The sequence below is a fragment of the Sphingobacterium bambusae genome, from assembly GCF_033955345.1.
Lineage (GTDB): Bacteria > Bacteroidota > Bacteroidia > Sphingobacteriales > Sphingobacteriaceae > Sphingobacterium > Sphingobacterium bambusae.
The window spans coordinates 2,201,034-2,213,369 of record NZ_CP138332.1 but is presented as its reverse complement, the minus strand read 5'-3'; the positions used below and the strand labels follow the sequence as shown (position 1 = coordinate 2,213,369).

The 12,336-nt window shown below is 48.6% G+C and carries 9 protein-coding genes; all 9 read left to right on the top strand.

What is annotated here, in order from left to right; all coding sequences use genetic code 11:
- Genes SCB77_RS09225 through SCB77_RS09185 form a run of 9 tightly spaced genes read left to right on the top strand, consistent with a single transcriptional unit; the run spans position 1 to position 12,323 of the window.
- Positions 1-939, top strand: a complete 939-nt coding sequence (locus SCB77_RS09225) for a dihydrodipicolinate synthase family protein (protein ID WP_320186140.1) — start codon at positions 1-3, stop codon at positions 937-939.
- Positions 932-1,957, top strand: a complete 1,026-nt coding sequence (gene pdxA, locus SCB77_RS09220; protein ID WP_320186139.1) for a 4-hydroxythreonine-4-phosphate dehydrogenase PdxA — start codon at positions 932-934, stop codon at positions 1,955-1,957. Before SCB77_RS09225 ends, pdxA begins: the two co-directional genes overlap by 8 nt.
- Before the next feature lie 11 nt (positions 1,958-1,968).
- Positions 1,969-3,090 (top strand): four-carbon acid sugar kinase family protein, encoded by a 1,122-nt coding sequence (locus SCB77_RS09215; RefSeq protein ID WP_320186138.1) that lies wholly within the window; start codon positions 1,969-1,971, stop codon positions 3,088-3,090.
- A 9-nt stretch (positions 3,091-3,099) separates the two neighbouring features.
- On the top strand, positions 3,100-4,680 hold the full coding sequence (locus SCB77_RS09210) for a sodium:solute symporter (protein WP_320186137.1): 1,581 nt from the start codon (positions 3,100-3,102) through the stop codon (positions 4,678-4,680).
- The gene (locus SCB77_RS09205) at positions 4,673-6,058 is read left to right on the top strand and encodes an alpha/beta hydrolase family protein (protein ID WP_320186136.1); all 1,386 of its coding nucleotides are present in this window, start codon (positions 4,673-4,675) and stop codon (positions 6,056-6,058) included. Before SCB77_RS09210 ends, SCB77_RS09205 begins: the two co-directional genes overlap by 8 nt.
- 3 nt (positions 6,059-6,061) lie before the next feature.
- A complete protein-coding gene (locus SCB77_RS09200; protein ID WP_320186135.1) occupies positions 6,062-6,952 on the top strand; it encodes a sugar phosphate isomerase/epimerase family protein in 891 nt (296 codons plus the stop codon).
- Entirely contained in the window at positions 6,949-8,415 is a 1,467-nt protein-coding gene (locus SCB77_RS09195; protein ID WP_320186134.1) for a glycoside hydrolase family 28 protein, read from the top strand. The genes SCB77_RS09200 and SCB77_RS09195 overlap by 4 nt, the downstream gene beginning before the upstream one ends.
- Before the next feature lie 4 nt (positions 8,416-8,419).
- Positions 8,420-11,224: a family 78 glycoside hydrolase catalytic domain gene (locus SCB77_RS09190; protein WP_320186133.1), complete on the top strand. Its 2,805-nt coding sequence runs from the start codon at positions 8,420-8,422 to the stop codon at positions 11,222-11,224.
- Between the two features lies 1 nt (position 11,225).
- Positions 11,226-12,323 (top strand): glycoside hydrolase family protein, encoded by a 1,098-nt coding sequence (locus SCB77_RS09185; RefSeq protein WP_320186132.1) that lies wholly within the window; start codon positions 11,226-11,228, stop codon positions 12,321-12,323.
- Positions 12,324-12,336: the final 13 nt, after the last annotated feature.

Sequence of the window (12,336 nt, the reverse complement as noted above, 5' to 3'; positions counted from 1 at the left end):
ATGAAAGAAGAATTGAAAAACAAAGAAGCGATCGTTCCGGTCGTTGCGCCCTTGAAAGAAGACCTAAGTCTGGATCAAGATGCCGTGGCGCGCATATTCGCTTACCTCTATGCCAATGGAGCAATTCCATTTATATTAGGAACAACGGGTGAGTCTGCTTCCTTATCCAACGCTTTTAAGGAAGAATATCTGCAGGTAGCCGTCGCGCACAAACCTATAGAAAGTAAACTATACGTAGGCATATCGTCCAATATCTTGGAAGACTCTATTGCCTTTGCCCATTCGGCACATAGCCTAGGTGTGGCAGCTGTAGCAGCTACACTGCCGACCTATTACAAGCTGTCCGAGGTACAAATGGAAAAATATTTCCTTGATCTGGCCGAGGCTATCCCGAATAACCTGATCGTCTATAATATTCCGGCAACAACACATATGTCTATCCCGCTTGACCTGCTTGATCGGTTGAGTTATCACCCTAAGATCGTAGCGGTGAAAGATTCTGAACGCAGTATGGAACGTCTTGATCAATCCCTGCACTTATGGAAGGATCGCACGGATTTTAAACATTACATGGGCTGGGCGGGTGCATGTGCCTACGCTTTGTTGCATGGTAGTGATGGCATTATCCCAAGCTCCGGAAATTTTGCTCCAGCGATCTATACAGACATGTGCAGGGCCGTCGAACAGCAAGATACGGCGCTAGCAGATCGCTTGCAAAAGCAGTCGGACGATATTGGAGCGCTCTATCAAGCCAATAAATCATTAGGTGAATCATTGTGGGGGCTAAAAGTACTAATGAAACAGTTGGGATTGTGTGAACCCTTTATGATGCCGCCTTTGCATACACTGAGCAGCCAAGAGGAATATGCCCTCATTGATGCCTTTCAAGCACTAGTTACGAAAGAAAATATAAAACTGAATCTGGTAAATCATGTATAAACCTATTATCGGTATAACAATGGGCGATCCGGCCAGTATAGGCCCTGAAATCGCACTAAAGGCTTTGTTGGACAGCCGTGTGCAAGATATTTGTAGCCCCATTTTGGTGGGCGATGCAGCGGTATTTGAACAGATCGCGGAACAATTGCAAATACCATTGACCATCCACCGGATCGATAAAGTTGCTGATGCTCAGTTTTCTAGTGGAACAGCCGATGTATTTGATCTTAAAAATACAGACCTGTCGAAAGTAACCTTCGGCGAGATTTCCGCAGAAGCCGGCGCAGCTTCCTTCGAGTCCGTGACCAAAGTAATCGAACTAGCACTGGCGGGCAGCATCGATGCGACCGTAACCGGTCCGATCAATAAGAAATCTATCAACGAAGCGGGGCATCATTTTGCGGGGCACACCGAAATCTACGCGCACTATACCGGCACCAAGAAATATGCCATGCTGCTGGTCGAAGATAATATGAAAGTGATCCATGTATCCACCCATGTATCCTTGCGGCAAGCCTGTGATCTGGTGAAGAAAGAACGTATCCTAGAGGTCGTTGATCTGCTTCAACAGGGCTTGATCAGCTTGGGCGAAAGTAACTTGAAGATCGGTATTGCCGGTTTGAACCCCCATGCCGGGGACTCCGGATTGTTCGGGACGGAAGATGACGAGGAAATCTTACCAGCAGTGCTCGAAGCCCGGGAAAGGGGCTTTGATGTCGATGGGCCCGTGCCAGCGGATACGCTTTTTTCCAAGGCAGCTACCGGCCACTATGGCGGCATTGTGGCGATGTATCATGACCAAGGACACATCCCCTTCAAACTGACAGGATTTAAATGGAATGCCGAGAAAAAGCAGATGGACAGCGTCAAAGGGGTAAACATCACGATGGGGCTACCTATTATCCGCACCTCGGTAGATCATGGTACAGCTTTCGAAATTGCGGGTAAAGGTGTGGCTAGTCCAGATGCGATGATTTTAGCAATAGAATCGGCCGTACAATTGGCATTGAACAAATAAAACAAAGCGTAATGGGATCGATATTGGTGATTGCAGATGATCTGACCGGAGCTGCCGAAATTGCAGGCATCGCCCTGCGGTATGGTCTTTCCAGCCAGATTGTGCAGCAGTTGGAAGATCCGACGAGCTCCGACGTGCTGGTGCTCAATAGCAATTCCAGATCGCTCAAGATCGATGAGGCGCTTGCCCATTTGGCCCGTTTGTTCCCCGCCGCAAGTACCCAAAACTGGGATTGGGTCTACCTAAAGTTCGATTCTGCCCTGCGCGGACACATCCAGGAGGAATTGTCCTTTTTTCGTGCGCTGTTTAAACCAGCCTATCAGTTCTTCTGTCCGGTAAATCTAAACCTGAACCGGGTGGTGCGTAGTGAGGAGTATTGGATTGCCGGCAAACCTATTGCCCAGACTGCTTTCGCGCAAGATCCGGAGTTTCCGGTGCGCTCAAGCAAGCTGTTGGATGTCGTGGGGGGAGAGACTTGGACAATCGTGCCTAAAGCGGCGGATTGGACACCAGATCGTCAACGCGTGCTCCCAGCAGTTGATAACTGGGAAGCGCTGCACGAATGGGCATCAAACATTCCCCACGAGGCATTATGCGCTGGGGCGGCAGCCTTTTTTGAGGCTTTATTGCGGAAGCGTAATACCGGCGCGTCAATAGTGGCAGAACCAGCCTTTGCACGTCAAAGACCGGTGCTTTATGTTTGCGGGTCCAATCATGAGCAAAGTGTTACACGAATAAACGCGTTAGCGCAAGAAAATATAATATATTGGCAGAAGACAGGTGGCGAATGGGAAGTCGCCAAGAAACTGCTCGCCCTGCTTAAGAAGAATCAAGTCGCTGTCTTTGCCGTATTACCGGGCGTTGTCGCAAAAGCGGATGTTATCCGCAAGAGCATGGCGATGGTGGTGGGCATGCTAAAAGGGGAGGATATGCCCAAGGAGCTGATTATAGAGGGTGGAGCAACTGCAAACGCGGTGCTGGAAGCACTACAAATTAACGTTCTTTTGCCCCAAAAGGAATACGCACCCGGGCTGATCCGTAGCCACGTTCCGCAGCAGGAACTGGCGATCACCATGAAGCCCGGTAGCTATCCTTGGACAGAAGAATTATGGGCTTTTGGCCCAACAACGTAAACCGAATGAATGATGAATAAACCTATTTTAAGTGTTTTTGATTATGGTATTATTGTGGCAGTCTTGCTGGTCACCCTGTATTTCGGGCTCAAATATGCCAAAAATCAAAAATCTACCGAAGCTTACTTCTCCGCAAAAGGACGTGTGCCGTCTTGGGCAATCGGCATGTCACTCCTGGCCACCCTTATCAGCAGTGTCACCTTTCTGGGCTACCCAGCAGAAGGCTATGCGCACAATTGGATACTATTAGTGCAGGGGCTCATGGTTCCTATCGTGCTTTTGGGCACGGTATGGTTTATCGTGCCGCTGTACCGCAAGGTTATTGGGTTAAGCACCTATGAATATTTTGAAAAACGTTTCGGAAATTTTGCGCGTTATTACAGTTCAATAGCATTCGTGCTGCGACAATTTTCGGGCATGGGCACGGTACTTTACCTGCTTGCAGTGGCCTTGTCCAGCATGACCGATATACATACCTATTGGATTATCATCGTTGTCGGATTGATTATTGTAACCGTTAATCTTTTGGGAGGAATTGAAGCCGTGATATGGCTCGACGTATTTCAAGGTTTTATGCTGTTCGCCAGTGGCATTCTTTGCCTTTTGGTCATTATTTTCTCGGTGCAGGGCGGCTTGCCTGAAGTATGGCGTGTGGCCTCCGAAAACGGTCGAACCGGTTTTGGCCCATATGACCTCGATTTTACAAGGCTTACCTTCGTGGTGATGGCCATCAACGGGATGTTCTACGCCATACAGAAGTATGGAACAGATCAAACCGTGATTCAGCGTTATCTCACAGCTCGGTCGGATAAATCGGCTATTCGCGCTTCTTTGATGGGGATTTTGCTCACCGTACCGGTATGGTCCTTATTTATGTTTATCGGAACAGCGCTCTTCGTCTACTACCAGCAGCAACCGCTCCCCGAAGGAATCGGCCCGAATAGCGTTTTCCCGTATTTCATCATGAGCCAGCTCCCTGTCGGCGTGGTCGGTTTTATTTTGGCAGCCATGGTTTCGGCGGCCATCTGTAGTTTGAGTGCCGATTTAAATTCTTTAGCGGCCGTGGGCATTGAAGATTACTATAAAAAATTACGCCCCAATCGTGTAGACAACGAGTATCTGAAAGCAAGCCGTTCAATGGTAGCTGTAGCGGGATTGATCTCGATGGGCATCGGATTTATCTATGTCGAGCTCGGTAGCGAAAGTATCTTGGGGGTCATCTTCACGTTGTACGCTATCTTTTCGGGAGGGATTGTCGGTATTTTCCTGCTCGGTGTGTTCTCCAAGCGCGCAAATGCACAGGGGGTGAATATCGCTATTTTTGTCTGTATCCTCTTTACTGCGTATGCTTTTTTGACCAGCACCGAGATTGAAATCGGTGGGCAGAAAATGATCTTGCTTGATCTGGGCAGCTTCAACTTCACGCACAACAAATTGATGTTGGGTGTTTACAGCCATCTCATCGTGATTTTCATCGGCTACTTTGCCAGTCTATTTTATCCAAAGCCCGATCTAGACCCCAACCTGTACTTTCACGGTTGGCGGGCAAACCGCAAATTAGCCAAGAAAGGAGGCATAGACCATGTTTAGAACGTTATTCATAGCCGCGATATTAAATGTTTTGTTTATGCAAAGCAGGGCGCAGAGTTCGGACGATCAATACCGCAAACCACTAAAAGAAGTGTTGGGATTGCTCGAGCAGCATTATGGTATTACGATTAAATACCAAGAAGAGCAGGTTGCGGGGAAATACCTGAACTATGCCCGTTGGCGTTTTCGTCCTGATGTGGATGAAACCTTAAAAAATGTATTAGCCCCGCTCGATCTGAAGGTCAATAAGGAAGGCGAGAAGAAATATAAACTCAAGGAATACGAATACTACCGTTGGGAGGTGAAAGACGGTTGGGATTATTTAGACCAACTGGCTGCACAATATCACGATAGGGCAAGCTGGGAGAAAAGGAAAGCGGCCATTCGCCCAGAGTTGTTTACGGCCCTAAAACTGTCGCCATTGCCGGCATCGCCGGATTCGAAGGCCATTTTGTCCAAAAAGAGGGAATTTACGGGTTATACGGTTCAGAATTTTGCACTGGAAATTCTTCCCGGTGTCTACGTCAATGGCTCCATCTACAGGCCATCAAAGCCAAAAAAGAGTAGCGCACTAGTTTTAAGTCCAGACGGACACTGGGCCGATCATCGCTATCGCAAGGATGCGCAGGTTCGCTGTGCTATGCTGGCCAAGATGGGGGCTGTGTCGGTGAGTTATGACCTCTTTGCCTGGGGCGAATCGCTGTTGCAATTTAAGTCCGAGGACCACCGGAAGAGTTTGTCCATGACCGTGCAGACGCTTGGCGCGATTCGCATATTGGATTATATGTTAGCGGGCCAGGGAATAGATAACCAACGGGTGGCTATCTGTGGCGGTTCGGGCGGGGGAAGCCACACGGTCTTGATGACGGCATTAGATGATAGAATTACGTTGAGTATCCCTGTCGTTTCCCTTTCTTCTTATTTCTATGGTGGTTGTCCCTGTGAAAGTGGCCTGCCCATCCACAGCAGTGGCGGTGGTACCAACAATGTCGAAATAGCGGCCATGGCTGCTCCACGGCCACAGTTGGTGATATCCGATGGAAAAGATTGGACAGCGCATATGCCCGAGCACGATTTCGCCTACTTGCAAACAATCTACGGTTATTACGGAAAGAGCGCCGATGTGGCCAACGTACACCTGCCTGAGGAAGGTCATGATTTCGGCTACTCCAAGCGGAAGCCGGTCTATGATTTTGTGGCGCGTTATTTCCAATTGAATGCCGACGTGCTGAAGAAGAAAGATGGGGAGTATGATGAGTCTACCGTTACGATAGAAAAGAAAGAAGCGCTTTATAGCTTCGGGGATAAAGGGGAAAAGCTGCCCGCAAATGCCTTGATAGATTATGAAGAATTGGAAAAACTGTTTAAAGGAAAATAGGATATGGATCACCGCAGAAGACGTTTTATACAACAGAGTTTATGGATTAGTGGGGGCTTACTGTTCTCGACAAATTTATGGGGACAGCAGGCTCCCAAACAACGCTATAAAGTAGCCGTGATAGACTTAATGATCTTGAAGCGGCAGAAGCTCAGTGCTTTTGAGCTCAGCAAAGAGATCGATGCAGATGGTTTGGAAGTCGATATGGGTGGGCTTGGCAACCGTGATACGTTTGAAAGCAAGCTGTCTGATCCTGCCACCCGCGAAGAATTTTTAAATAAATCTAAAGAAACAGGCGTAGAGATCTGCTCCTTGGCCATGACGGGCTTCTATGCGCAGTCCTTTGCGACTAGGCCTACCTATAAGCAAATGGTTGGTGACTGTTTGACAACTTGTCAACAAATGGGCGTGAAGGTTGCCTTTCTTCCATTGGGCATCCAAGGAGATTTGCGTAAACATCCCGAATTGCGTCCCGCCATTGTCGAGCGTTTGAAGGTCGTGGGCGAGATGGCTAAGAAGGCTGGTGTGATTGTAGGGATCGAAACGGCTCTCGATGCGCAGGGTGAAGTTGCGCTGCTGAAAGATATCGGCTCGAAGCATATCCAAATCTACTTCAACTTTTCCAACCCCTTGAAAGAAGGTCGTGATTTGATCAGTGAATTGAAAATTCTAGGTAGAAAGCGCATCTGCCAAATTCATTGCACCGATGAAGATGGGGTATGGTTGGAAAATAATAAGCGCTTGAATATGCCACAGGTAAAACAAACCTTGGATAAGATGGGTTGGAAGGGCTGGCTTGTCATCGAACGGTCGCGTGATGCCAGTCTCTCGCCCCGGATGGTAAAAGAAAATTTTGGCGCGAATACGCGTTACATGAAACGTATTTTTCAATGAGGATCGTCCATGCTATATGTTTCTTGCTGTTGCTAGCGCTATTCTACGGATGTAAATCAGTTCCGTTGGAAAGGCAGCTGGATGGTAGCCTGCGCAAAGCGGATCAGGTGGGAGCAGATCAGCTTCCTATAGCTATTGAGCCGGTGCATTCGCCATTTTTTATGCAGGACTTCGCTCGGCCCACATTTCCCGATAGACGGGATACAGTCGTGGCGGGCGAGCAAGACATCCAGCAGAAGATAGACCGCTTAGCGCAGGCCGGCGGAGGCATCCTCCTGCTTCAAGCCGGTCATCATCGCTCGGGACGAATACAGTTGAAGAGCAACATCAATCTTCATGTCGAAAAGGGGGCTGTGTTAGAGTTCAATTCAGAAATAGCAGATTTTCTACCCGTGGTCTTCACGCGCAACGAAGGCGTGGAGCTGTATAGTTTGGGCGCTTGTATTTACGCGAATGGCGCTAAAAATATTGCGATTACTGGAAGCGGAAAGCTGATAGGTCCTGGAGCAGGAACGGTGCGCGAGAAAACAATGACACATGATGTCATCGAAAATATTGTAGATAGCAAAACGCCGGTCGAAAATCGGATTTACGATGGTAAGACGGCGGACTTTATCTTTCCGCCGGCCTTGATCGCTCCGATAAACTGTCAAGATGTATGGATCGAAGGACTGCATTTGGAGCGTTCTGCATTTTGGAATGTGGTACCTACTTATTGTGAGCGTGTGGTGATTCGCGGCTTGACGATACAATCGGTAGGCATACAACGTGGCGATGGTATAGACATTGAATCTTCCAAAGATGTATTGGTGGAATATTGCACGTTGCACACGGGCGATGACTGCATCGCCATAAAGGCGGGCCGCGGATATGATGGCTTGCGCGTAAACCGACCGTCAGAGAATATTGTCGTGCGCTATTGTCTTTCGGCAGAGGGACATGGCGGCTTCACCATCGGCAGCGAAACAGCAGGGATGGTCAAGAAGGTTTACGTACACGATTGTGTGTTTACCGGCACGGATGTGGGCATTCGTTTTAAAACGCGAAGACCTCGTGGGGGCGGCGGTGAAAAAATCCGCTTCGAAAATATCCGGATGGATGTGCAGCACTCCGCTTTGCGCTGGGATATGCTGGGACAAGCCTTGCATGTGGGCCAGCAGGCGAGCCGGGATTTCAAGGTCGAGAAAAATATATTGACACCCCATTTCTCCAGCATCGAACTGAAAAATATATACATCGGATCATCCAGCGACTGCATCAAAGTCGAGGGTATCCCCGAGTCTCCGCTGGAGGGCGTCCGCTTCGATCGCATCTTTGGACGCGGTACACGCTATCTTTCCCTGAGAGATGCGCAAAATATTCTCATTAACGATAGCAAATTTATTTGTGAAGAGCTGGAGGTGGATAGTATAGGCGTTGTAGGGCTGGAACAAAAAAACGTGACCTTAATAACCAAAAAGTAAACGCATGAGAACGAGTTTGAAAATAGCGAAAATGGGCATCCTGCGGAACAAAAATATTATTGTCTTTATGACACTATTTAATGTGCTGTTGCTGCACGCCTACGCCGCCAGTACAAAACTAAGTGTGCATAAGGTCTTGATAGCCGGAAGAGAAAACCCGCTGGGGATCAATACCCTTGCGCCGACTTTCAGTTGGCAGCTCTTAAGCGATGGGCACGATGTACAACAGCAAACCTACAAAATAGAAGTCAGTAGACAGCGTCGTATCTCCGGGGGGAGTAAGTTGCTGTGGGATTCCGGATGGATTACCTCAGCCCAATCCCTGCATATACCCTATGCAGGAGCTGCATTGGCCGCAGGTAGTACCTATTACGTTCGTCTGCATGTTCGAGACAACCAAGGGAATACTGCGGCTAGTGCGGTGCAATCTTTTCACACGGGATTGGTGCAGCCTTCAGACTGGGGCGCAGCAAAATGGATTACGAAGGAAATTTTGCCCGATTCGCTGATCAATCCGCTGCCACTCAGCTCCAGTAAACTGCGTATCGATAAGACTTACGACCTGCCTGTTTTTCGAAAAAATGTGCGCCTCAATCGTAAACTAAAATCGTCCATGGCCTACATCTCCGGACTGGGCCATTATGAGCTATTGCTGAACGGCAAGCCAGTCGATGATGCCTTGCTGCAACCTGGATGGACGAAATATGACAAAGAAGCTTACTACGTGGTGTACGACCTTACCCCGCAATGGAAAAAAGGGAACAATACCTTGGCCGTATTGCTGGGCAATGGCTTTTACTATATTCCACCGATCAAGGGGCGCTTTCAGAAGCATAAAGTAGCCTTCGGCCTGCCAAAACTGAAAATGAAAATCGTCAATACCTATGACGATGGCCGGCAAGAAACCATCGTGAGCGATGAAAGTTGGAAAGTAGCCTCTTCGCCAATTACGTTTTCGAGTATGTATGGTGGCGAAGATTACGACGCATCGGTATTACCCTCTTCGTGGAGCTCGCCAACATACGACGATCGGACCTGGAAAAATGCACTTCCTGTGAATGGACCAGCGCTTACGGCACAGGAAACAGATCCCATCCGCGTGATGCAGGAGTTTATCGGGAAGAAGCTCGCAAATGGATCTGACGGGCGAAATGAGGTTTATGATTTCGGACAAAATGCCTCAGGTGTTATTGCCTTGACGATGAAAGGTAAGCCCGGAGATACCGTTAGGGTTTATCCCGCCGAGTTGTTAAACGAAAATGGCCTACCCAATCAAAAACATTCGGGCAGTCCCTATTACTTCCAGTATATCTTTGGTGCAGAGGGCGAGGTAACCTGGCATCCGCGTTTCACCTATTATGGCTTTCGCTACGCACAGCTGCAAAAACGATCGAAAGCGCCGAATAGCATCCAGATTCTAGAGGCCAAGGCGCAGCATATTCGGAATAGCGCTCGGCAGATCGGGACTTTCCGCAGTTCCGATAGCTTGTTCAACCAAATTCATCGGTTGATCGATTGGGCTATTAAGAGCAACATGGTAAGCGTGTTTACCGACTGCCCACACCGCGAGAAATTAGGCTGGCTGGAACAGTTGCACCTCATGGGGCCATCCGTACAGTATAATTATGACGTGGCACGTCTGTTCAAGAAATCGCTGCGCGACATGCGTTTCTCACAGACCGAAGATGGCTTGATACCTGAAATTGCACCGGAATATGTACAGTTTGACTGGGGAGGTGACATGTTTCGGGACTCGCCCGAATGGGGATCGAGTGCGATACTGCTTGCTTGGTATGCCTACCAATGGTATGGCGATAAGACCTTCCTTACGGAAAATTATCCCATGATGAAGCGCTACATCACATACCTACAATCCAAGGCCAAGGGAAACATCCTCTATCAAGGTTTAGGCGACTGGTATGACCTCGGGCCAGAACGGCCGGGAGTGTCTCAGTTAACGCCTGCCGGAATTACGGCCACGGCCATCTACTACGATGATTTAAAGGCTTTGGCAAACATAGCGACAATAGTGGGCGATGAGGAAGGTAAGTTGCTGTACGATTCGTTGAAAACCAAGGTGTATGACGCTTTTCAGCAAGCTTTCTTCCATGCGGATTCGGCAAATTATGGTTCTGGCAGCCAGACCTCCTTGGCGATGCCCTTGTACAGCGGTTTGGTCGATAGTAATCAGGTTGTGCCGGTTTTTGAGAACCTCGTAGCCGATATCGCGAAGCGGGATACGGCTTTTACCGCGGGTGATATTGGACACCGCTATCTGCTCCAAGTACTTCAGCAACAGCAGCGCGACGACCTGATTTTCGCGATGCACCATGATGATACACGGCCGGGCTATGGTTACCAAATACGTAAGGGTGCTACGGCGCTCACCGAATCGTGGGCCGCGCTGCCCAATGTCTCCAACAACCATTTTATGCTGGGGCACTTGATGGAATGGTTTCATACCGGCTTAGGCGGACTGGGGCAAGAGCCAACTTCAATTGCTTACAAGCATATACGCATAGCACCACGGCTACTGGATCGCGTGGCACAGTGCGACTTGGATTTCGAAAGCCCATATGGAAAGATTTCGGTACATCGAAGCGGCAATGATTATCAGTTGGCCATTCCGGTAAACAGCTTTTGTACAATCGTATTGCCCGCCGATGTCGCATACACCGTCAACGGGTTGCCCATAGAACAGTTTAAGTCCAAGAAGACGCCCGAAGGGCTGGAGCTCAGCTTGGGATCTGGTGTCTATCAGGTCGTCAACACAGCACTTTCTACCAAGAAAGAAGTAAAAAGAAAATAAGATGAAGAACACATTAATACTCCTTGGCTTGTTGGCCGTCGCTAGGTTGTCCAGCGCGCAAACAACTACAGTGTCGCAGGAAGAGATGCAGGCCATCTATCAGGAAGTAAAGACTCCCCATAAATACGGACTTGTTTTGACGCCCGGTAAGAAGACAGATCTTATGGACTGCCCCAGTATTTACAAAGACGGTAAAACATGGTATATGACCTATATCGTGTTTGATGGACAGGGGTATGAAACCTGGTTGGCTGAAAGTAGCGATTTATTGACTTGGAAAACCCTAGGAAAGCAAATGTCAAAGCAAGATGATGGAAAGTGGGACGCAAAGCAACGGGCGGGTTACAATGCCCTGATTGATACCGAGTGGGGCGGAAGTTATAAGCTGCACCGCTTCAACAGAAAATATTGGATGTCCTATTTCGGGGGCTCGACAGCTGGCTACGAGCCTGAACCTTTGTCGATAGGCATGGCCTTTAACACCAAAAAGCCAACCAAACCGATGGAATGGCAACGGCTGAATGAACCTGTTTTAGGAGATACCGATACCGACGTGCGTTGGTGGGAAAATAGGCATAAGCTCTTTAAAAGCTATGTCATCGAAGATCCGGAACGGCACACTGGCCACCGCTTTATCATGTATTACAATGCGGTTGGCGATTCATTGGCTAATAACAAGCCTACCCGTTGGTATGAGCGTATCGGGATGGCCGTCTCCGACGATATGACCCATTGGACACGCTACGGCAAAGATCCTGTAGTACATCACCCTGTGGGCATCACCGGAGACCCAATGATTCAGCAGATCAATGGTACTTGGGTGATGTTCTACTTTGGCGCATTTTGGAAAGATCGAAACGGCGGGTTCAACCGCTTTGCGGCATCGAAAGACTTAATTCACTGGACCGATTGGGAAGGAGAAAACCTCGTGGAATCTTCCGAAAGCTTCGATAAGCAGTATGCTCATAAATCCTTTGTGCTGAAGCATAAAGGCACTGTTTATCACTATTACTGTGCGGTGGATAGCGCAGGAAACCGCGGTATAGCCCTCGCTACGTCCAACGATCTAGGCAAGAGCAAGCTGCAATTCAAGAATTAGGTTTAGCAATTGA